Source organism: Streptomyces sp. GESEQ-4, from assembly GCF_017948455.1.
GTDB lineage: Bacteria > Actinomycetota > Actinomycetes > Streptomycetales > Streptomycetaceae > Streptomyces.
In genome coordinates this window covers 152,802-172,968 of record NZ_JAFFSU010000011.1, presented here as the reverse complement: position 1 = coordinate 172,968, position 20,167 = coordinate 152,802, and the positions used below count along the sequence as shown (strand labels likewise).

Below are 20,167 nucleotides of genomic sequence, written 5' to 3'. Positions count from 1 at the left end.
TTGTTGGATTGTGACGTTGACGCCCCTGGTTGCTTGTGTTTCGATATGTTTACTTATGTTGGTTGATGGAGTGGCCCTGATAGGGAGTCCGCAGTGAAGAAGACCTCGACCCGGCTGGCCGACGGTCGCGAGCTGGTCTACTACGACCTGCGCGACGACACGGTCCGGGACGCCGTGGACCGCCGTCCGCTGGAGCGGACCGTCACCACGTCCGAGATCCGGCAGGACCCCCTGCTCGGCGACTCCGTCGCGATCGCCTCGCACCGCCAGGGCCGCACCTACCACCCGCCGGCCAACGAGTGCCCCCTGTGCCCCTCCGAGGGCGAGCGGCTGAGCGAGATCCCCGACTCGTCGTACGACGTCGTGGTCTTCGAGAACCGCTTCCCCTCGCTCGCCGGCGACTCCGGCCGCTGCGAGGTCGTCTGCTTCACCTCCGACCACAACGCGTCCTTTGCCGAACTGACCGAGGAACAGGTTGGGTTGGTGCTCGACGCCTGGACCGACCGGACCTCGGAGCTGTCCCATCTGCCCTCCGTAGACCAGGTGTTCTGCTTCGAGAACCGCGGCGCCGAGATCGGCGTGACCCTGGGCCACCCGCACGGCCAGATCTACGCCTACCCCTTCACCACCCCGCGCACCGCGCTCATGCTGCGTTCTCTCGCAACTCATAAGGAAGCGACCGGAGGTGAGAACCTCTTCGACGCCGTCCTGGAGCGTGAACTCGCCGGTGAGCGAGTCGTCCTGGAGGGTGAACACTGGGTCGCCTTCGTGCCGTACGCCGCGCACTGGCCGTACGAGGTCCACCTGTACCCCAAGCGCCGCGTGCCCGATCTGCTCGGGCTCGACGAGGCGGCGCGCACAGAATTCCCCCAGCTCTATCTGGAACTCTTGAGGCGCTTCGACCGGATCTTCGGCGAGGGCGAACCGCCCACGCCGTACATCGCGGCCTGGCATCAGGCCCCGTTCGGCGCGCTGGACGAGTTCGACGGTGTGAGCAGGGATGATTTCGCCCTTCACCTCGAGCTTTTCACCATCCGCCGCACGTCCGGCAAGCTGAAGTTCCTCGCGGGTTCCGAGTCCGGCATGAACGTGTTCATCAACGACGTGCCGCCGGAGCGCGCGGCCGAGCGACTGCGAGAGGTAGCGAGTTCATGAGCGGTAAGTACCTGGTGACCGGTGGCGCGGGATACGTCGGCAGCGTGGTCGCCCAGCATCTGCTGGAAGCGGGCCACGAGGTCGTCGTCCTCGACAACCTCACCACCGGCTTCCGCGAGGGTGTGCCCACCGGCGCCACCTTCATCGAGGGCGACATCCGCGACGCCGCCAAGTGGCTGGACGCGACCTTCGACGCCGTCCTCCACTTCGCCGCGTTCTCGCAGGTCGGCGAGTCGGTCGCCAAGCCCGAGAAGTACTGGGACAACAACGTCGGCGGCACCATGGCGCTGCTGGGCGCGATGCGCGAGGCCGGCGTCCGCAAGCTCGTCTTCTCCTCTACGGCGGCCACGTACGGCGAACCGGTCAGCACCCCGATCACCGAGACCGACCCGACGGCGCCCACCTCGCCGTACGGCGCCTCGAAGCTCGCCGTCGACCACATGATCACCGGTGAGGCGGCGGCGCACGGCCTGGCCGCGGTCTCCCTGCGCTACTTCAACGTGGCAGGCGCATACGGCACGCAGTCAAATGTCATGGTCGGCGAGCGGCACGACCCCGAGTCGCACCTCATCCCGCTGGTCCTCCAGGTCGCGCAGGGCAAGCGCGAGGCGATCTCCGTCTTCGGCGACGACTACCCGACGCCGGACGGCACCTGCGTCCGCGACTACATCCACGTCGCCGACCTGGCCGAGGCCCACCTGCTGGCCGTGAAGGCCGCGCGACCCGGCGAGCACCTGATCTGCAACCTCGGCAACGGCAACGGCTTCTCCGTCCGCCAGGTCATCGAGACCGTCCGCCAGGTCACCGGCCACCCGATCCCCGAGGTCACGGCCCCGCGCCGCGACGGCGACCCGGCGGTCCTTGTCGCGTCCGCCGACACCGCCCGCGAGCGGCTCGGCTGGAACCCGTCCCGAGCGGACCTCGCCGGGATCGTCGCGGACGCGTGGGAATTCGCGCAGGCGCGCGGCAAATGACCGTGTACGCGAGGCAAGTGACGGCGTACGCGCGGCGATTGAGTCGTACTCGCGGCGAGTGAGTCGTCCGCGCGGCAAGTAACGCGTATGCGCGGCAAGTAAATTCAGGGCCGGTACAGACCGGTCGGTTCGAAAGGTCAGGGGTCAGGGGATGAGCGAGCCTGTCGTCGGTGGTGTCGCCGAGCGGTTCAAGGAGCTGTACGGGGCCGAGCCGGAGGGAGTGTGGGCGGCGCCGGGCCGGGTCAACCTGATCGGCGAGCACACCGACTACAACGACGGCTTCGTCATGCCGTTCGCGCTTCCGCACGTCACGGTCGTGGCGGTGTCCCGGCGCGAGGACGGCGTCCTGCGCCTGCACTCGGAGGACGTCGAGGGCCCAGTCGTCGAACTGCGCGTCGACGCACTGAACCCGGGGTCGGACACGAACTGGACGGCCTACCCGGCGGGCGTCACCTGGGCCCTGCGCGACGCGGGCCACCCGGTCACCGGCGCCGACATCCACCTGACCTCGACCGTCCCGTCCGGCGCGGGCCTGTCCTCGTCGGCGGCGCTGGAGGTCGCGGTCGCCCTGGCCCTGAACGACCTGTACGAACTCGGCCTCAAGGGCTGGCAGCTGGCCCGCCTGTGCCAGCGCGCCGAGAACGTCTACGTCGGCGCCCCCGTCGGCATCATGGACCAGACCGCGTCCGCCTGCTGCACCGCGGGCCACGCCCTGTTCCTCGACACCCGCGACCTCTCCCAGCAGCAGATCCCCTTCGACCTGGCCGCCGAGGGCATGCGCCTGCTCGTCGTCGACACCCAGGTCAAGCACGAGCACTCGACCGGCGAGTACGGCAAGCGCCGCGCCGGCTGCGAGAAGGGCGCCGCGCTGCTGGGCGTCGAAGCGCTGCGGGACGTACCGTACGACGGCCTGGACGCGGCGCTCGCACGGCTCGGCGACGAGGAGGAGGTGCGCCGGCTGGTGCGCCACATCGTCACCGAGAACCACCGGGTGGAGCAGACGGTCGCCCTGCTGGAGGCCGGCGAGACCCGCGCGATCGGCCCGGTGCTCGTGGAGGGCCACGCCTCCCTGCGCGACGACTTCCGTATCTCCTGCCCCGAACTGGACCTGGTCGTCGACACGGCCCTGGCCACCGGGGCGATCGGCGCCCGCATGACCGGTGGCGGCTTCGGCGGCTCGGCGATCGTGCTGGCCGAGACGGCGGACGTCGAGACCATCACCAAGGCGGTGCAGGAAGCCTTCGCGGCGGCCGCTTTCACGGCACCGCGCGTCTTCGAGGCGGTGCCTTCGGCGGGGGCGCGGCGGCTCAGCTGAGCCGCTTGGTCAGCGTGTACTCCGTGATCCCCGGCGGATAGTCGGGGATCACGCACACCACGTCATAGCCCTGCTTCTGGTAGAAATCCGGCGCCTGGAAGTCCCAGGTCTCCAGGCGCGCGCCCCGACAGCCGCGCTCGGTGCGCGCCACATGCTCCGCTTCTGCCAACAGCCGGGAGCCCAGCCCGGCGCCCCGAAGGCGCTCGTCCACCCATAGATAGGTCACGTGCAGCCAGGTGGTCCAGGTGTGGCCGACGAGGCCGCCCGCCAGCCGGTCGTGGTGATCCAACACCCAGACGTGGAGCGGAAGTTCCCGTTCACCAGGCGTTCCGCGCAGCCCGTGCAAGATCGGTGAAGCCGCCGTATTGGCGGCGCGGAGACGGGAACGAAGCAAGTCGCGCCGCGCTTTGTCGACTTCTGTCTCGATACGAAACATGCGGCTCACCATAAACGCGCTGGACAACCAGTTCTGCAAATTACCTTCCGCTGTCGGCCCCCGCCCGTACTCTGATGAACAGCACCGGTGGGGGCCGGTGCTGATCAGGGGGCGAGACAAGTCGGGTACGACGCCCGCAGTGGGGGTAGCAGTCTTGGCACGGCGGCGGCCGTGCGACTGCGACCATTCCTGGGCGTCGTACCCGCACAGGTCGTCGTTTTCCCGGACCAGTGGGGGTTTTCAGTGGTTCGTATCCGAGTCCTAGTCGTCGACGACCACCGCATCTTCGCCGAATCGCTCGCCGCCGCACTGGCCGCCGAGCCGGACGTCGACGTGTCCGCGGCGGGCAGTGGCCCGGCCGCCATGCGCAGTCTGGAGCGTGCCGTCGCCGAGGGGCGCCGCTTCGACGTGCTGCTCGTCGACGCCGATCTGGGCGGAAACATGCCGGGCGTGCGTCCCGCACCCGTACAGGAAGGGAACGAGGACGGGCTCGTCGACGGGATCTCCCTGGTCGCCGGCGTCCGCGTCGCCCAGCCGCACGTACGCATCGTCGTCCTCGCCGAGAAGGACGACCCACGCCGCGCCGCGCTCGCCCTGCAGGCCGGGGCGTCGGGCTGGGTCGCCAAGGACTGCTCACTGTCCCGGCTGCTCACCGTCATCCGGGGCGTCCTGCGCGACGAGACCCATCTGCCGCCCGCCCTCCTCACCGGCGTCCTGCGCGAGCTGACGGCCGCCCGCAAACACCGCACCGAGAGCGAACGTCTGGTGGAGTCCCTCACCCCGCGCGAGCGGGAGGTACTGCGCTGCATGGTCGCCGGCCTGGGACGCAAGGCAGTCGCCGAGCGCCTGTTCCTCTCCCCGCACACCGTCCGAACCCACATGCAGAACGTCCTGGGCAAGCTGGGCGTCCACTCGACCCTGGCCGCGGTGGCACTGGCGAGGAGGGCGGGGGTGGGCCCGGCGGACCTGGGCCCGGTAGGAAGGATCGGGGTGGAGGAAAGCAGCAGCGCCTGACAGGCGCCCCGAAGGGGCGCGGGGCTGTATCGATTTGCGGCTCCGCCGCGTGGGCGCGACAAGCCACAACGCCGCCGCAGCCGAACAACTATGTCTACCCGGGAATGTTGTCGAACGGCGCCGTCAACTGCCGCAGCAACCCCGCCAGTTCCCCCCGCTGCGCCCGCGACAGCTCCGCCAGAATCGCCCGCTCCTGATCAAGCAGCCCCGCAAGTGCCTGATCGGCCCGATCGCGACCCTCATCGGTCAGCCGGACCAGCACACCCCGCCGGTCGCTAGGATCCGGCAGCCGCTCCACCAGCCCCTTCTTGGCCAGCCGGTCGATGCGGTTCGTCATCGTCCCCGAAGTGACCAGCGTCTGCGTCAGCAACTGCCCCGGCGAGAGCTGATACGGCGTCCCGGCCCGCCGCAGCGCCGTCAGCACGTCGAACTCCCAGGGCTCCAGGCTGTGTTCGGAGAAGGCCAGCCGACGTGCGCGGTCCAGGTGCCGGGCCAGTCTGCTCACCCGGCTGAGCACCTCGAGCGGTTCCACGTCGAGGTCAGGGCGCTCCCGGCGCCACGCTGCGACCAGCCGATCGACCTCGTCCTCCATGACGATCAGTGTAGTGGTTGTGTCGATGTGAAGTCTCTTGACGTCAAGTTTCTTGACCTCAAGCTAATGGTCGGGGCAGGCTGGGTACCTGTCAGCCACGGTCGTTCCCCTCCCGGAGGCCCACCATGTCCGCCCCCACCTGGGACCCCGCCCAGTACCTGCGCCACGCCGACCACCGCGCCCGCCCCTTCGCCGACCTCCTGGCCCGCGTTCCCGATCTGCCCGGTACCCCGCCCCGTATCGCCGACCTCGGCTGCGGCCCCGGCAATGTCACCACCCTCCTCGCCGACCGCTGGCCCACCGCGCACATCACCGGCTACGACAACTCGCCCGAGATGCTGTCCCGGGCCGAGGCTCACGCGGGACCCACCCCGGGCGGCGGCCACCTCGACTTCGCCCCCGCCGACGTCCGCACGTGGGAGCCCGTACGGCCGTACGACCTGATCGTCAGCAATGCCACGCTGCAGTGGGTCCCCGGGCACGCGGACCGCTTCGCCGAGTGGATCGCCGGTCTCACCCCCGGCGGCACCTTCGCCTTCCAGGTGCCCGGCAACTTCGACGCCCCCAGCCACCGCCTGATGCGCGAACTCGCCCACTCCCCGCGCTTCCGCGACCGCCTCGCCGCCACCCTCCGCCACGACGACGCGGTCCTCGCCCCCGAGACCTACCTGGCACACCTGACCGCGCTTGGCTGCACGGCCGACGTCTGGGAGACGACGTACATCCACCTGCTCACCGGCGAGGACCCGGTACTCGACTGGGTCAAGGGAACAGGCCTACGCCCCGTCCTCACCGCGCTCGCCGACGACCCCGACGAACGAGACGCGTTCATGGACGAGTACCGCTCGGCCCTGCGCGAGGCCTATCCGCCCGGCCCACATGGAACGCCGTTCCCGTTCCGCCGCATCTTCGCCGTCGCCGTCAAGGAGGCGTGATGATCACCGCCGTCGACCATGTCCAGCTCGCGGCGCCCCCAGGCTCGGAGGAGCGGCTGCGGTCGTACTACGTCGATGTCCTCGGCCTGACCGAGATACCCAAGCCGCCTGCGCTGGCCGCGCGCGGGGGCTGCTGGTTCCAGTCGGGACCGGTGCAGCTGCATCTGGGGATACAGGATGACTTCCGGCCCGCGAAGAAGGCCCACCCAGGGCTGCGGGTCAACGGCATCGAAACGTACGCCGCACGGCTCGAGGCCCACAGGGCGAGCGTCGTCTGGGACGAGATCCTGCCGGGACACAAGCGCTTCTACTCCGAGGACCCCGTCGGCAACCGGCTGGAGTTCCTGGAGCCGTCGGCTTAGGACGTAGGGTCCAGGTCAAGCCCCAGCAGGCGTCTGACCTCCGCGTGCGGGATGCCCTCTCCGAGCGTGCCCTCAGCCTTCCGTCGCTGGTAGTCGGCGATGGCCAGGGTGTCTTCGAGATCTTCGATCACTTGCGGTGATACGAGGAGGGCGGCGACGCGCCCATGGTCGGTGAGGGCGATGATCTCGCGGCGGTATGCGACGCGGCGGACGAGGTCGTCGAGCTGGGGGGCGGCCTCGCTGATGGACATCTCCGTCATGCGCCCAGAGTTCCACAAGGCTCACCTGCTGGTCCGTCGGTTCAGCTCTTCCGGCGCCCTATCAGCCGAGGCTTCGCCTCCAGCCCGTCCAGCCCGTGCCACGCCAGGTTCACCAGATGGGCCGCGACCTCCGCCTTCTTCGGGCGGCGGACGTCGAGCCACCACTGGCCGGTGAGGGCGACCATGCCGACGAGGGCCTGGGCGTAGAGGGGGGCCAGCTTGGGGTCGAAGCCGCGGCGTTTGAACTCGCGGCCGAGGATGTCCTCCACCTGGGTGGCGATGTCCGAGATGAGGGAGGCGAAGGAACCCGTGGACTGGGGGATGGGGGAGTCGCGGACGAGGATGCGGAAGCCGTCCGTGTACTCCTCGATGTAGTCGAGCAGGGCGAAGGCTGCCTGCTCGCAGAGTTCTCGGGGGTGGCCCGCCGTGAGGGAGCTCGTCACCATGTCCAGCAGGCGCCGCATCTCGCGGTCCACCACCACCGCGTACAGGCCCTCCTTGCCGCCGAAGTGCTCGTACACCACCGGCTTGGACACCCCGGCCTTCGCCGCGATCTCCTCCACCGACGTGGCCTCGAAGCCCCTCTCCGCGAAGAGGGTGCGACCGATCTCCAGCAGCTGCTGGCGGCGCTCCGCTCCGGTCATCCGGGTTCGGCGCGCTCGCCGCGGCTTCTCATTGCTGGAGGTGCTGGGATCGGTCGCCACGCCGTCAATCATGCAGCCTCGGCGGGCGCCTTCCCCCGCTGAGAGCTGTCGTTCCCGGTGTTACGGCGGGAATCGATACGCGAGCGTGACGGCCAGCGCACGTCGTACGCCCAGCCGAACTGCTCGCACCAGCGGATGATCCGGGCCGAGGAGTCGATCTGGCCGCGCTCCACACCGTGCCGCGCGGACGTCGGATCGGCGTGATGCAGGTTGTGCCAGGACTCACCGCAGGACAGGACCGCCAGCCACCACACGTTGCCGGACTTGTCACGCGACTTGAAGGGGCGCTTGCCGACCGCGTGGCAGATCGAGTTGATCGACCAGGTCACATGGTGCAACAGCGCCACTCGAACGAGTGATCCCCAGAAGAAGCCCGTGAACGCGCCCCACCACGACATCGTCACCAGCCCGCCGATCAGCGCGGGCAGGGCGAGGGAGAGCACGGTCCAGTAGAGGAACTGACGGGAGATCGTCCGGATCGTGTCGTCCTTGATCAGATCCGGCGCGTACTTGTCCTGCGGCGTCCGCTCCTCGTCGAACATCCAGCCGACGTGCGCCCACCACAGCCCCTTGATCAGCGCCGGGAGCGTCTCTCCGTAACGCCACGGAGAGTGCGGGTCGCCCTCCGCGTCGGAGAACTTGTGATGCTTGCGGTGATCCGCGACCCAGCGGACCAGCGGGCCCTCCACCGCCATCGAACCGGCGACGGCGAGCGCGATGCGCAGCGGACGTTTGGCCTTGAAGGAGCCGTGGGTGAAGTAGCGGTGGTAGCCGATCGTGACGCCGTGGCAGGCGACGAAGTAGAAGAAGACCAGCAGACCGAGGTCGAGCCAGCTCACTCCCCATCCCCAGGCCAGCGGCACCGCCGCGGCGAGCGCGAGGAAGGGGACGACGATGAAGAGGAGGAGCGCGAGCTGCTCGACGCGCCCCTTCTTCTCGCCGCCGAGCGTGGCCTTGGGGAGTGGGGTGTTGTCGGGCGCCTTCGGGGCGTCGTCGATCACATCGGAGCTCGTGGTCATGGGGCGTCCCCTGTGGGGTTCGTGGGTTGAGGCTAGTGCCCGGGCTGGGAACCCAGGGTCGTCGAGGGCTCTGACGGGAGTCCCTACGGTTCCGTAACCTACGGCGACGTAAGTATGGCAGCGCGTCGCCGGTCGGCAAGAGCCCGTGGGCCTGCGCGTCCGCACGGACACCTATCCTTAGGAGTCGGTCGGACAGCGCGGTCCGCTCTGATTAATTCCCGGATGCCCGGCCCGTATGCGGCCCCCGCCGCGCGACCGTTCCTTCGGGTTCCCTCCAGACGAGCTTCAACACTGCAAGGAGCCGCACCTGTGAGCAGTGCCGACGACCAGACCACGACCAGCAGTGAGCTGCGCGCCGACATCAGGCGGCTGGGCGATCTCCTCGGCGAGACCCTCGTCCGTCAGGAAGGCCCTGAGCTGCTGGAACTCGTCGAGAAGGTCCGCCGCCTCACCCGGGAGGACGGCGAGGCCGCCGCCGAGCTGCTGCGCGGCACGGAACTGGACACCGCGGCCAAGCTGGTCCGCGCCTTCTCCACCTACTTCCACCTGGCCAACGTCACCGAGCAGGTCCACCGCGGCCGGGAGCTGCGCGCCAAGCGTGCCGCCGAGGGCGGACTCCTCGCCCGTACGGCCGACCGGCTGAAGGACGCCGACCCCGAGCACCTGCGCCAGACGGTCAGGAACCTCAACGTTCGTCCCGTGTTCACGGCCCACCCGACCGAGGCCGCGCGCCGCTCGGTGCTCAACAAGCTCCGGCGCATCGCCGCGCTCCTGGAGACCCCGGTCATCGAGGCCGACCGCCGCCGCTACGACACCCGGCTGGCCGAGAACATCGACCTCGTCTGGCAGACGGACGAGCTGCGCGTCGTACGCCCCGAGCCCGCGGACGAGGCCCGCAACGCGATCTACTACCTCGACGAACTGCACGCCGGCGCCGTCGGTGACGTACTCGAGGACCTCACCGCCGAGCTGGAGCGCGTCGGCGTGAAGCTCCCCGACGACACGCGCCCGCTCACCTTCGGCACCTGGATCGGCGGCGACCGCGACGGCAACCCCAATGTGACCCCCGAGGTCACCTGGGAGGTGCTGATCCTCCAGCACGAGCACGGCATCAACGACGCCCTGGAGATGGTCGACGAGCTGCGCGGCTTCCTGTCGAACTCCATCCGCTACACCGGCGCGACGGAAGAACTGCTCACGTCACTGCAGACCGACCTCGAGCGCCTGCCCGAGATCAGCCCCCGCTACAAGCGGCTCAACGCCGAGGAGCCCTACCGGCTCAAGGCCACCTGCGTCCGGCAGAAGCTGGAGAACACCAAGCAGCGCCTGGCCACCGGCACCCCGCACGAGCCGGGCCGCGACTACCTCGGCACCTCCGAGCTGCTGGCCGACCTGACCCTGATCCAGACCTCGCTCAGGGAGCACCGCGGCGGACTGTTCGCGGAAGGCCGGATGAACCGTACGATCCGTACGCTCGCCGCCTTCGGCCTCCAGCTCGCCACCATGGACGTCCGCGAACACGCCGACGCCCACCACCACGCCCTCGGCCAGCTCTTCGACCGCCTGGGCGAGGAGTCCTGGCGGTACGAGGACATGCCGCGCGAGTACCGGCTCAAGCTGCTCGCGAAGGAGCTCCGCTCCCGCAGGCCGCTGGGCCCCACGCCCGCGCCCGTCGACGCGGCCGGCGCGAAGACCCTCGGTGTGTTCGAGACCGTCAAGCGGGCCCTGGAGGTCTTCGGACCCGAGGTCGTCGAGTCGTACATCATCTCCATGTGCCAGGGCGCCGACGACGTCTTCGCCGCCGCCGTGCTGGCGCGCGAGGCGGGCCTGATCGATCTGCACGCCGGCTGGGCGAAGATCGGCATCGTGCCGCTGCTCGAGACCACCGACGAGCTCAAGGCAGCCGACACGATCCTGGAGGACATGCTCTCCGACCCGTCGTACCGCAGGCTCGTGGCCCTGCGCGGGGACGTGCAGGAGGTCATGCTCGGCTACTCCGACTCCTCCAAGTTCGGCGGCATCACCACCTCGCAGTGGGAGATCCACCGCGCCCAGCGCCGCCTGCGCGACGTGGCGCATCGCTACGGCGTGCGTCTGAGGCTGTTCCACGGCCGCGGCGGCACCGTCGGCCGCGGCGGCGGCCCCTCCCACGACGCGATCCTCGCCCAGCCCTGGGGCACCCTGGAGGGCGAGATCAAGGTGACCGAGCAGGGCGAGGTCATCTCCGACAAGTACCTCGTGCCGTCACTGGCCCGCGAGAACCTCGAACTCACCGTCGCCGCCACCCTCCAGGCCTCCGCCCTGCACACCGCACCCCGCCAGCCGGAAGAGGCGCTGGCCCGCTGGGACGCCGCGATGGACGTCGTGTCGGACGCCGCGCACGCCGCCTACCGCAGGCTGGTGGAGGACCCGGACCTGCCCGCGTACTTCTTCGCCGCCACCCCCGTCGACCAGCTCGCCGACCTCCACCTCGGCTCCCGCCCCTCCCGCCGCCCCGACTCCGGCGCCGGACTCGACGGCCTGCGCGCCATCCCGTGGGTGTTCGGGTGGACCCAGTCCCGGCAGATCGTGCCGGGCTGGTTCGGCGTCGGCTCCGGCCTGAAGGCGCTGCGCGAGGCGGGCCTGGACACCGTCCTCGCCGAGATGCACGAGCAGTGGCACTTCTTCCGCAACTTCATCTCCAACGTCGAGATGACCCTCGCCAAGACGGACCTGCGGATCGCCGCCCACTACGTCGACACCCTCGTCCCCGACGACCTGGGGCACGTCTTCGACACCATCAAGGCCGAGCACGCGCTGACCGTCGCCGAGGTACTGAAGATCACCGGTGAGCAGGAACTCCTCGACGCCACCCCGGTCCTGAAGCAGACCTTCACCATCCGCGACGCCTACCTGGACCCCATCTCCTACCTCCAGGTCACCCTGCTCAAGCGCCAGCGGGACGCCGCGGCGGCCGGCGAGGACCCGGATCCGCTGCTGTCGCGGGCCCTGCTGCTCACGGTGAACGGCGTGGCGGCGGGACTGCGCAACACGGGCTGATCATCCCTGGTACGACGGTGCCCCCGGCCTCCGCGGAGAGGCCGGGGGCACCGTCGTACAGGGAGGTCAGACGGACTTGCGACGCCGGAACAGTAGGTAGCCGCCCGCCGCCAACAGCGCCGCCGCGGCACCGGAGAGCAGGCCGACGGGAGCGCCGCTGCCGGTCTCGGCGAGGTCGCCCGTACTGCCGCCACCCTGCGCGGAGGGGGACGAGGACGGCGCGGCGGCCGTCTCCGTGGGGGAGGAGGACGCGGCCGGTTCCTCGGTCGTCGGAGTGGCGGAGGCCGACGGCGTGGCGCTCGGCTCATCGGTCGGCTTGTCGTCGCCCGGCTGCTCGGGAGCCGTGTCCGCCGGGCAGGTGTGCGACAGGTTGAACAGCTCCAGGCTGCCGCCCTCGACCTCGGCGACCGCGGAGGTCAGCAGGGCACCCGGCTTCGACGCCACGTAGGCGTGCTTGTCGGACGGCGGGCCGAAGCCGGTGACGACCTGTTCGCCACCGGGCTGGAAGGTCACCGTCAGCTTGACGAACGAGCTGGAGTTGCCGGGCAGGACGAAGTGCCAGCCGTCCATGTCTTCGGGAATCCCGGGGCAGCCGTCCTCCTGCGGGGCCCCGCCGTCCTGGGTGGTGGCGGTACGCGGCAGTTGCTGCCGCAGCTCGACGGTGTAGGTGTCCGTGGCCTGGGCCGAAGGGGCGAGCAGCAGCGAGGCGGTGGCCGCGGCCACGACCGTGAGGGTACGCATGGGCAGTCCATCTTCGAGAAGTGAGCGGGAAGATGTGGAGGGGGCGGCTCAGCTTCCAGCCGCGACTGACCCTGGGTCAATCACGAACAGACAACGAACAGTTTCCCCACAGAACGCAGCCGCCCCAGCCCGCTCAAATCACCAAAAAAGCCGCCGTGAGCAGCGCGGCCCCGCCCCCCGCCATGACCCACGCCGCCCGCACTCGCCCCAGTCCGCCCGCGACCACGACCGAGGCGAGGAGCAGCGCACCACCCATCGGAGCCCAGGAGTACAGGACACCGCCGGGCCCGGAGCGCACGACGTCACTGCCGCCGGGCTTCATGACGACCGAGTACGTCTGCCCCTTCCGCACGGCGACCGTCTTCTCGATGACCACGCTCTCCCGGGGCTGCGACCCCGGCGAGACCGGCGTGTACGGCCCGGTACACGTGTCCGCACCGCACCGCGTCACCTCGACCGTGCCGCGCTCCCGGCCCTTCGTCAGCATCACGTACTGCGCCGTCCCCCACGACGCCCACACACCGGCGATCAGAATCAGCGCGGCGACCGTACCCATCGCCGCGAGCCGGCCGAACCGCAGCGCGGTCTCCGTGCTCCGGTGGGAAATGACGGCAGAAGGCATGGCGGGGATCATTGGCCATGCCCGCGCGCTCGGTCAACTCCCGTGGGGGCAATGTCAGGAGTTGTACGTGCTCTGCGCCCGCTCCAGCCCCTCGATCACCAGACACTCCACCGCGTCCGCCGCCCGGTCCACGAGGTAGTCCAGCTCCTTGCGCTCCGCCGCCGAGAAGTCCTTCAGCACGAAGTCCGCGACCTGCATCCGCCCCGGCGGCCGCCCGATCCCGAACCGCACCCGGTGGTAGTCCGGCCCCATCACCTTCGTCATCGACTTCAGCCCGTTGTGCCCGTTGTCCCCGCCACCGAGCTTCAGCCGCAACGTGCCGTAGTCGATGTCGAGTTCGTCGTGCACGGCCACGATGTTGCCGACCGGGATCTTGTAGAAGTCCCGCAGTGCGTTGAGGGGCCCGCCGGACAGATTCATGTACGACATCGGCTTCACCAGCACCACCCGCCGACTCCCCGGCCCCGGTGGCCCGATCCGCCCCTCGACCACCTGCGCCTGCGCCTTCCCGGCCCGCTTGAACTTCCCCCCGATCCGCTCAGCCAGCAGATCGGCCACCATGAACCCGACGTTGTGCCGGTTCATGGCGTACTCGGGCCCGGGATTGCCGAGTCCGGCGATCAGCCAAGGGGCGTTGGGATCGGTAGCCACGTCTGGGTCTCCTAGCGCAACAGCCGCTGCTCCCGGGGTAGGGAGCAGCGGCTGGAGCCGATACTTACTGCTGTGGGCAGTCGTTCCGCGGGGCGATGGGGGTCCCCCCGCTCGAGCGAAGCCGAGAGTGGGGGAGGGTGGGCACAGCCTGCAGCGCCGGGTGCCATTTAATCAGCGGCACGAGCGCGCGGCTCAACCGCCGGTCAGGCCTCCGCGGACTCTTCGCCGCCCTCTTCGCCCTCCGGGGCCTCCTCGGCCTGTGCGGCCAGCACCTGGAGGACGACCGTGTCGTCGTCGACGGCCAGCTTGGTGCCGCTCGGCAGGGGGATGTCCTTGGCGAGGATGGAGTCACCGGCCGACAGGCCCTCGATGGACACCGTGACGGACTCGGGGATGTGGGTGGCCTCGGCCTCGACCGGAAGCGCGTTCAGGACGTGCTCGAGCAGGTAGGCACCGGGGGCCAGCTCACCCTCGGTGTGCACGTAGATGTCGACGTTGACCTTCTCGCCCCGCTTCACGAGCAGCAGGTCGACGTGCTCCAGGAAGCCCTTCAGCGGGTCACGCTGCACGGCCTTCGGGATCGCCAGCTCGTTCGTCTTGCCGTCGATGTCCAGGGCGATCAGGACGTTCGGCGTACGCAGCGCGAGCAGGAGCTCGTGGCCCGGAAGGGTCAGGTGCAGCGGGTCGCCGCCGTGGCCGTACAGGACACCGGGAACCTTCGAGTCACGACGGATACGGCGGGCAGCGCCCTTGCCGAATTCGGTGCGGGTCTCGGCGGAGATCTTTACCTCGGACATGCTGTGCACTCCTCGTATGGGTGAGAACGGACAGGGTCACCCGGCCACGAACGGCCTGCTACGAAGAGCGCGTCGATAACGGACAGCCGTACCGCGATGAGTACGGCCTCCCTCGCCGAGCAACTTCAGCAGTCTACTCGGCAGGGGAGGCCGTACCCAAAAGGATCTTCGAGGAGGCCGTACTGTTCGGCTCTTACTGCTCGTCGAACAGGCTCGTCACCGAACCGTCCTCGAACACCTCACGCACCGCGCTCGCGATCGTCGGCGCGATCGACAGCACCGTGATCTTGTCGAGGTGGCTGCCCAGTTCAGCCGGCGTGGGCAGCGTGTTGGTGAAGATGAACTCGCTCACCCGGGAGTTCTTCAGCCGGTCCGCCGCCGGACCCGACAGCACACCGTGCGTCGCCGTCACGATGACGTCCTCGGCGCCGTGCGCGAACAGGGCGTCGGCCGCCCCGCAGATCGTGCCGCCCGTGTCGATCATGTCGTCGACCAGGACACACACGCGGCCCTTGACCTCACCCACGACCTCGTGGACGGTCACCTGGTTCGCCACGTCCTTGTCGCGCCGCTTGTGCACGATCGCGAGCGGCGCACCGAGCCGGTCGCACCAGCGGTCGGCGACCCGCACACGCCCCGCGTCCGGGGAGACCACGGTCAGCTTGGCCTTGTCGACCTTGCGGCCCACATAGTCCGCGAGCAGCGGCAGCGCGAAGAGATGGTCGACGGGACCGTCGAAGAAGCCCTGGATCTGGTCGGTGTGCAGATCGACCGTGAGGATCCGGTCCGCACCCGCCGTCTTCATCATGTCCGCGATCAGACGCGCCGAAATCGGTTCACGTCCGCGGTGCTTCTTGTCCTGCCGCGCGTAACCGTAGAAGGGCACGATGACGGTGATGGAGCGGGCCGACGCACGCTTCAGCGCGTCGATCATGATCAGCTGCTCCATGATCCACTGATTGATCGGAGCCGTGTGGCTCTGGATCACAAAGCAGTCCGCACCACGCGCCGACTCCTCGTAACGGACGTAGATCTCACCGTTCGCGAAGTCGAAGGCCTTCGTCGGGACAACCCCGACACCCAACTGCTGGGCGACCTCCTGGGCAAGCTCGGGGTGGGCGCGGCCGGAGAAGAACATCAACTTCTTCTCGCCGGTCGTCTTGATCCCGGTCACAGCACTGTCTCCTCAGAGGTGTCTCAGCTGGGGTGTGCGGATGTGCACTTATCACGGTACGCCGAGTTTGACGCACCGGTTTCCGGTCAGCCCTCGTCAGCGCCCTCCCGCGCCGCCGCCTCGGCCGCCTTCGCCGCCGCGCTCCCAGGGCGCTTACGAGCCACCCAACCCTCGATATTCCGCTGCTGGCCCCGGGCCACGGCGAGCGAACCGGGCGGCACATCCTTCGTGATCACGGACCCGGCGGCCGTATAGGCGCCGTCCCCGATCGTGACAGGAGCCACAAACATGTTGTCCGAACCGGTACGGCAGTGCGAGCCGACCGTCGTGTGGTGTTTGTCCTTCCCGTCGTAGTTCACGAAGACACTCGCGGCCCCGATGTTCGTGTACTCACCGATCGTCGCGTCTCCGACGTAGGAGAGGTGCGGAACCTTCGTGCCCTCCCCGATCAGGGAGTTCTTCGTCTCGACGTACGTACCGACCTTCGACTTCAGCCCCAGCCGCGTGCCGGGCCGGAGATAGGCGTACGGCCCGACGGACGCCTGCGGCCCGACCTCCGCCCCGTTCGCGACCGTGTTGTCGATCCGCGCACCGGCACCGACACGCGTGTCCGTGAGCCGGGTGTTGGGGCCGACCTCGCAGCCCTCGCCGAGGTGAGTGGAGCCGTGCAGCTGGGTTCCGGGGTGGACGACGGCATCCTGCTCGAAGGTCACCGTCACATCGACCCACGTCGTCGCGGGGTCGATGACGGTGACGCCGGCCAGCATCGCGTGGGTCAGCAGCCGGTCGTTGAGGATCCGGCGGGCCTCGGAGAGCTGGACCCGGTTGTTGATCCCGACGATCTCGCGGTGGTCGACGGCGACGGAAGCCCCGACCCGGTGACCGGCCTCGCGCAGAATCCCGAGGACGTCGGTGAGGTATTCCTCGCCCTGGCTGTTGTCGGTACGGACCTTGCCGAGGGCGTCCGCGAGGAGTTGTCCGTCGAAGGCGAACACACCGGAGTTGATCTCACGGATCGCGCGCTGCGACTCGGACGCGTCCTTGTGCTCGACGATCTCCGTCACGGCACCGGAAGCACCGTCGCGCACGATACGTCCGTACCCGGTCGCGTCCGGCACCTCGGCGGTGAGGACGGTGACGGCGTTGCCGTCGCCGGAGTGCGTGGCGGCGAGCGCCCGCAGCGTCTCCCCGGTGAGCAGCGGAGTGTCCCCGCACACGACGACAACCGTGCCGTCGACGGAACCGCCCAACTCCTCCAGCGCCATCCGTACGGCGTGCCCCGTGCCGTTCTGCTGCGCCTGCACCGCCGTCCGCACATGCGGGTCGATCTCCGCCAGGTGCGCACCGACCTTCTCCCGCGCGTGACCCACCACGACGACCAGATTCTCGGGCCGCAACTCCCGCGCTGCGGCGAGCACATGGCCCACGAGACTGCGGCCGCAGAGCTCGTGCAGGACCTTGGGTGTGGCCGACTTCATACGGGTGCCCTCACCCGCTGCGAGAACGACGACGGCTGCCGGGCGAATGGCGCTCACGGGATGCCCTTCGGCTGTGGAGGGGGTGGAGTGACATCCGCAGGATACCGGGGGGAATCAGGGCGGACATGAGAGCGGGCCCTGACACAGCTGTCAGGACCCGAACCGGGAAGGGGCTCCCCCGCCAGGACTCGAACCCGGACAGATGGCACCAAAAGCCACAGTGCTGCCAATTACACCACGGGGGAACAAACTCGACGGAGCCGGGCATTGCACCGGGTCGCCGAGCGGCGCCTCCTACTATGCCGCACCAAGACCCTTTGACGCGACGGTGCCCGTCACGCACCGCCGGTTCGGCGTGAACGATGTGCGATTCAGCAGTTCGAGATATATGGGGCGGTTTCGCTTCTGTTCGGTTACGGGGAGTGGTGTAGGCCAGTCGCGAAAACTCACCGGAAAACGGGGGGCTTGCGCCCGTAGGCTGGATGCATGACCACGACGGGGGAAGACCACGCACCGGCCCTGACCGGGCCTTGGTGGTGGACCAGGTGGCGGAGTGCCGTGCTCGACGGGAGCCTGGCGTTCGTATCCGCCATGGAATGTGCGGCGGAGGGGGTTCCGTTCGCGCAGGATGCCGGGATTCCGGTGACCGCGGGAGTGGTGTTCGGGGTGCTGGCCGGGTCGGTGCTGGTGATTCGGCGGAAGTGGCCGATAGCCGTCGTCCTCGTCTCCATCGCCATCACACCCGCCCAGATGGGCTTCCTGATGGCCATCGTCGGTCTCTACACGCTGGCCGCGTCCGAGCTGCCGCGGCGGATCATCGCGTCGCTGGCGGGGATGTCGCTGGTGGGCACGTTGATCGTGACGTTCGTGCGGGTGCGGCAGGACATGGCGTCGGGGGATGTGTCGCTGGGGGACTGGTTCGTCCCGTTCGCTTCGATCAGCGCGTCTCTCGGGGTGACCGCGCCGCCCTTGCTGCTGGGGCTGTATGTAGGGGCACGGCGCCGGCTGATGGAGAGCTTGCGGGAGCGGGCGGACTCGCTGGAGCGGGAGCTCCAACTGCTTGCCGAGCGGGCCGAGGAGCGGGCCGAGTGGGCCAGGAACGAGGAACGGACCCGGATCGCTCGGGAGATGCATGACGTCGTCGCGCACCGGGTGAGCCTGATGGTCGTGCATGCCGCCGCGCTGCAGGCGGTGGCTCGTAAGGACCCCGAGAAGGCTGTGCGGAATGCCGCGCTCGTAGGCGACATGGGACGGCAGGCGTTGACCGAGTTGCGGGAGATGCTCGGGGTGCTGCGCAGCGGGGACGGGCTGCGGCAGCGTGAGCGTGTGTTGGCGGCGGTGGGGGCGGCCGCGGCCGCCGCGGCGTCGCGGGCCGCCGACGAGGACGGCACGGGCGAGGGGCCCTGTCTGTCCGAACTGGACGAACTGATCGGGCAGTCGGCGGCTGCGGGGATGGCCGTGGATTTCTCGGTGGAGGGGGAGTCGCGGCCGTATGCGCCGGAGGTCGAGCAGACCGCTTACCGGGTGGTGCAGGAGGCGCTGACGAACGTCCACAAACATGCGGCGGGGGCGAAGACCCATGTGCGCCTTGCGCACCGGGTGTCGGAAATCGCGATGCAGGTGGAGAACGAACCGCCACCGGAGGCCGCGTCGTCGGCGCGCTTGCCGTCCGGGGGGAACGGCCTGGTGGGCATGAAGGAGCGCGTGTCCGCGCTGGGTGGGGTGTTCGTCTCGGGACCGACGGACGCGGGGGGTTTCCGGGTGTCGGCGGTGATTCCGGCGTCGTAGGCGTACGGCAGCTGCCTGGTCGCGTCACTCTGCGGTGAGGCGTGCGGGGGTGATGCCTGCGACGAGGGCGGCGAGGGCCTGGTCGATGTCGGGGCCGAGGTACCAGTCGCCGGTGTGGTCGAGGGCGTAGACGCGGCCTTCGGTGTCGATGGCGAGGATGGACTGGGTGTCGGTCTCGGCGCCGAGAGGGCTGACGTCGGTGTCGAGGGCGCGGCCGAGGTCGCCGAGGGTGCGGGCCATGTGGAGGCCGTGCAGCGGGTCGACGTGGAGGGTCGCGGGGGCGATCTGACGGCCGGGGGCTCCGGGCGTGATGTGCAGTCCGCCGAACTCGGCCCACGCTTCGACGGCGGCGGGGAAGACGGCGTGGCGATGGCCCGCGGGTGAGGTGTGTTCGCGGAGTGCGTCCGCCCAGTACTCGGCCTGCTTGATGTCCCAGCGTCCGGGCTGCCAGCCGGCGGCACGCAGGGCGGCGTCGACGGGTACGGGGAAGCGGGTGGTGGAGGAGCGGTCGGCGTGCATCTGCCCTCAGATTCGCGGGTGTCGGGGACGGGAGTCAGTCGTCGGTCGCCGTGGGGTCGACGATGCGGACGCCGAAGTGGGCGCTGAGGGCGGTGCAGGCGCGGCAGGGCGCGGCGAAGCTGCCGTGCAGGGGGTCGCCGTCCTCGCGGATGCGGCGGGCGGTGAGTTTGGCCTGTTTGAGGGCTTTGCGGGCCTCACCGTTGGTCATGGGCTTGCGTGCGGCGCGTTTGCTGCGTGCGGCGTCGGCGGTGGCGATGTGTCTGGAGATGAGGATGGTCTCGGCGCAGCGGCCGGTGAAGCGGTCGCGCTGGGCGCTGGTGAGGGTGTCGAGGAAGTCCTGGACGAGTGGGTGCAGCGCGGGGGCCTGGTCGCCGCGGGCGGCGGTGCCGGTGAGGGTGGCGCCGCGGACGGAGAGGGCGGCGGCGACGGTGGGGAGTATGCCGTCGCGGCGATGGAGGAGCGCGGGGACATGGCGGCTCTCGGCGCTGCTCCAGCCGATTCTGGGGTCGCCGCTCGCGCCCGTGTGCGGCCCTGGGTGCGGTCCCGTTTGCGTCGCGTTCATGATCGTCATCCCCTCCCGTGCATCCCCCCG

21 protein-coding genes and 1 tRNA gene are annotated in these 20,167 nt (G+C 69.6%); 8 read left to right on the top strand and 14 right to left on the bottom strand.

All coding sequences use genetic code 11. The features are described from left to right. The first annotated feature begins 93 nt into the window (after positions 1–93). From galT to galK, 3 genes are all read left to right on the top strand, one after another. On the top strand, positions 94–1,155 hold the full coding sequence (galT, locus tag KCH48_RS22400; protein ID WP_210576460.1) for a galactose-1-phosphate uridylyltransferase: 1,062 nt from the start codon (positions 94–96) through the stop codon (positions 1,153–1,155). Next, entirely contained in the window at positions 1,152–2,129 is a 978-nt protein-coding gene (galE, locus tag KCH48_RS22395) for a UDP-glucose 4-epimerase GalE (RefSeq protein ID WP_210576459.1), read from the top strand. The genes galT and galE overlap by 4 nt, the downstream gene beginning before the upstream one ends. 151 nt (positions 2,130–2,280) lie before the next feature. Then, a complete protein-coding gene (gene galK, locus KCH48_RS22390) occupies positions 2,281–3,444 on the top strand; it encodes a galactokinase (protein ID WP_210576458.1) in 1,164 nt (387 codons plus the stop codon). Here the strand turns inward: galK and KCH48_RS22385 are convergent. Next, entirely contained in the window at positions 3,437–3,892 is a 456-nt protein-coding gene (locus KCH48_RS22385) for an N-acetyltransferase (RefSeq protein WP_210576570.1), read from the bottom strand. The genes galK and KCH48_RS22385 overlap by 8 nt on opposite strands. Before the next feature lie 231 nt (positions 3,893–4,123). Here KCH48_RS22385 and KCH48_RS22380 point away from each other — a divergent pair, with 231 nt between their 5' ends. Next, positions 4,124–4,894, top strand: a complete 771-nt coding sequence (locus KCH48_RS22380) for a response regulator transcription factor (RefSeq protein WP_210576457.1) — start codon at positions 4,124–4,126, stop codon at positions 4,892–4,894. 94 nt (positions 4,895–4,988) lie between these two features. Here the strand turns inward: KCH48_RS22380 and tamR are convergent, their stop codons facing one another. Then, entirely contained in the window at positions 4,989–5,486 is a 498-nt protein-coding gene (tamR, locus tag KCH48_RS22375) for a MarR family transcriptional regulator TamR (protein WP_059196100.1), read from the bottom strand. Between the two features lie 125 nt (positions 5,487–5,611). Between tamR and KCH48_RS22370 the strand changes: the two genes are divergently transcribed. Beyond that, positions 5,612–6,421, top strand: a complete 810-nt coding sequence (locus KCH48_RS22370) for a trans-aconitate 2-methyltransferase (protein ID WP_210576456.1) — start codon at positions 5,612–5,614, stop codon at positions 6,419–6,421. Then, positions 6,421–6,783: a glyoxalase gene (locus tag KCH48_RS22365; protein ID WP_210576455.1), complete on the top strand. Its 363-nt coding sequence runs from the start codon at positions 6,421–6,423 to the stop codon at positions 6,781–6,783. Before KCH48_RS22370 ends, KCH48_RS22365 begins: the two co-directional genes overlap by 1 nt. Here the strand turns inward: KCH48_RS22365 and KCH48_RS22360 are convergent. From KCH48_RS22360 to KCH48_RS22350, 3 genes are read right to left on the bottom strand one after another with little or no spacing between them, the layout of a single operon-like run. After that, positions 6,780–7,043, bottom strand: a complete 264-nt coding sequence (locus KCH48_RS22360; RefSeq protein WP_210576454.1) for a type II toxin-antitoxin system Phd/YefM family antitoxin — start codon at positions 7,041–7,043, stop codon at positions 6,780–6,782. The two genes, KCH48_RS22365 and KCH48_RS22360, sit on opposite strands and share 4 nt — an antisense overlap. A gap of 41 nt (positions 7,044–7,084) precedes the next feature. Continuing rightward, entirely contained in the window at positions 7,085–7,759 is a 675-nt protein-coding gene (locus KCH48_RS22355; RefSeq protein WP_210576453.1) for a TetR/AcrR family transcriptional regulator, read from the bottom strand. Next, positions 7,756–8,766 (bottom strand): acyl-CoA desaturase, encoded by a 1,011-nt coding sequence (locus KCH48_RS22350; protein ID WP_210576452.1) that lies wholly within the window; start codon positions 8,764–8,766, stop codon positions 7,756–7,758. The genes KCH48_RS22355 and KCH48_RS22350 overlap by 4 nt, the downstream gene beginning before the upstream one ends. 309 nt (positions 8,767–9,075) lie before the next feature. Between KCH48_RS22350 and ppc the strand changes: the two genes are divergently transcribed. After that, entirely contained in the window at positions 9,076–11,805 is a 2,730-nt protein-coding gene (gene ppc / locus KCH48_RS22345; protein ID WP_210576451.1) for a phosphoenolpyruvate carboxylase, read from the top strand. A 66-nt stretch (positions 11,806–11,871) separates the two neighbouring features. Here ppc and KCH48_RS22340 read toward each other — a convergent pair whose 3' ends face one another. The 7 genes from KCH48_RS22340 to KCH48_RS22310 all read right to left on the bottom strand — a co-directional run bounded on the left by KCH48_RS22340 (position 11,872) and on the right by KCH48_RS22310 (position 17,513). Then, positions 11,872–12,546, bottom strand: a complete 675-nt coding sequence (locus KCH48_RS22340; protein WP_210576450.1) for an LPXTG cell wall anchor domain-containing protein — start codon at positions 12,544–12,546, stop codon at positions 11,872–11,874. A gap of 133 nt (positions 12,547–12,679) precedes the next feature. Continuing rightward, a complete protein-coding gene (locus KCH48_RS22335) occupies positions 12,680–13,180 on the bottom strand; it encodes a hypothetical protein (RefSeq protein ID WP_210576449.1) in 501 nt (166 codons plus the stop codon). A gap of 42 nt (positions 13,181–13,222) precedes the next feature. Continuing rightward, on the bottom strand, positions 13,223–13,819 hold the full coding sequence (pth, locus tag KCH48_RS22330; RefSeq protein WP_210576448.1) for an aminoacyl-tRNA hydrolase: 597 nt from the start codon (positions 13,817–13,819) through the stop codon (positions 13,223–13,225). A 203-nt stretch (positions 13,820–14,022) separates the two neighbouring features. Then, positions 14,023–14,616, bottom strand: a complete 594-nt coding sequence (locus tag KCH48_RS22325; protein WP_210576447.1) for a 50S ribosomal protein L25/general stress protein Ctc — start codon at positions 14,614–14,616, stop codon at positions 14,023–14,025. A gap of 193 nt (positions 14,617–14,809) precedes the next feature. Next, complete coding sequence (locus KCH48_RS22320) at positions 14,810–15,790, bottom strand: ribose-phosphate diphosphokinase (protein ID WP_210576446.1); 981 nt, start codon at positions 15,788–15,790, stop codon at positions 14,810–14,812. 86 nt (positions 15,791–15,876) lie between these two features. After that, positions 15,877–17,325 (bottom strand): bifunctional UDP-N-acetylglucosamine diphosphorylase/glucosamine-1-phosphate N-acetyltransferase GlmU, encoded by a 1,449-nt coding sequence (gene glmU / locus KCH48_RS22315; protein ID WP_210576445.1) that lies wholly within the window; start codon positions 17,323–17,325, stop codon positions 15,877–15,879. Positions 17,326–17,441: 116 nt separating this feature from the next. Beyond that, positions 17,442–17,513: transfer RNA gene (locus KCH48_RS22310), tRNA-Gln, on the bottom strand. Positions 17,514–17,754: 241 nt separating this feature from the next. Between KCH48_RS22310 and KCH48_RS22305 the strand changes: the two genes are divergently transcribed. Further along, entirely contained in the window at positions 17,755–19,056 is a 1,302-nt protein-coding gene (locus KCH48_RS22305; protein WP_210576444.1) for a sensor histidine kinase, read from the top strand. A gap of 24 nt (positions 19,057–19,080) precedes the next feature. Here the strand turns inward: KCH48_RS22305 and KCH48_RS22300 are convergent, their stop codons facing one another. Together KCH48_RS22300 and KCH48_RS22295 are read right to left on the bottom strand one after the other, a co-directional pair. Continuing rightward, entirely contained in the window at positions 19,081–19,575 is a 495-nt protein-coding gene (locus KCH48_RS22300; protein ID WP_210576443.1) for an SUKH-3 domain-containing protein, read from the bottom strand. A 34-nt stretch (positions 19,576–19,609) separates the two neighbouring features. Next, complete coding sequence (locus KCH48_RS22295; RefSeq protein ID WP_210576442.1) at positions 19,610–20,146, bottom strand: YwqJ-related putative deaminase; 537 nt, start codon at positions 20,144–20,146, stop codon at positions 19,610–19,612. Between the last annotated feature and the right edge of the window lie 21 nt (positions 20,147–20,167).

Coding starts and splice junctions, on each gene's coding strand:
- galE (WP_210576459.1), top strand. CDS start 1,152: ATGAGCGGTAAGTACCTGGTGACCGGTGGCGCGGGATACGTCGGCAGC.
- galK (WP_210576458.1), top strand. CDS start 2,281: ATGAGCGAGCCTGTCGTCGGTGGTGTCGCCGAGCGGTTCAAGGAGCTG.
- KCH48_RS22385 (WP_210576570.1), bottom strand. CDS start 3,892: ATGGTGAGCCGCATGTTTCGTATCGAGACAGAAGTCGACAAAGCGCGG.
- tamR (WP_059196100.1), bottom strand. CDS start 5,486: ATGGAGGACGAGGTCGATCGGCTGGTCGCAGCGTGGCGCCGGGAGCGC.
- KCH48_RS22370 (WP_210576456.1), top strand. CDS start 5,612: ATGTCCGCCCCCACCTGGGACCCCGCCCAGTACCTGCGCCACGCCGAC.
- KCH48_RS22365 (WP_210576455.1), top strand. CDS start 6,421: ATGATCACCGCCGTCGACCATGTCCAGCTCGCGGCGCCCCCAGGCTCG.
- KCH48_RS22360 (WP_210576454.1), bottom strand. CDS start 7,043: ATGACGGAGATGTCCATCAGCGAGGCCGCCCCCCAGCTCGACGACCTC.
- KCH48_RS22355 (WP_210576453.1), bottom strand. CDS start 7,759: ATGATTGACGGCGTGGCGACCGATCCCAGCACCTCCAGCAATGAGAAG.
- KCH48_RS22350 (WP_210576452.1), bottom strand. CDS start 8,766: ATGACCACGAGCTCCGATGTGATCGACGACGCCCCGAAGGCGCCCGAC.
- KCH48_RS22340 (WP_210576450.1), bottom strand. CDS start 12,546: ATGCGTACCCTCACGGTCGTGGCCGCGGCCACCGCCTCGCTGCTGCTC.
- KCH48_RS22335 (WP_210576449.1), bottom strand. CDS start 13,180: ATGATCCCCGCCATGCCTTCTGCCGTCATTTCCCACCGGAGCACGGAG.
- KCH48_RS22325 (WP_210576447.1), bottom strand. CDS start 14,616: ATGTCCGAGGTAAAGATCTCCGCCGAGACCCGCACCGAATTCGGCAAG.
- KCH48_RS22305 (WP_210576444.1), top strand. CDS start 17,755: ATGACCACGACGGGGGAAGACCACGCACCGGCCCTGACCGGGCCTTGG.
- KCH48_RS22300 (WP_210576443.1), bottom strand. CDS start 19,575: ATGCACGCCGACCGCTCCTCCACCACCCGCTTCCCCGTACCCGTCGAC.
- KCH48_RS22295 (WP_210576442.1), bottom strand. CDS start 20,146: ATGACGATCATGAACGCGACGCAAACGGGACCGCACCCAGGGCCGCAC.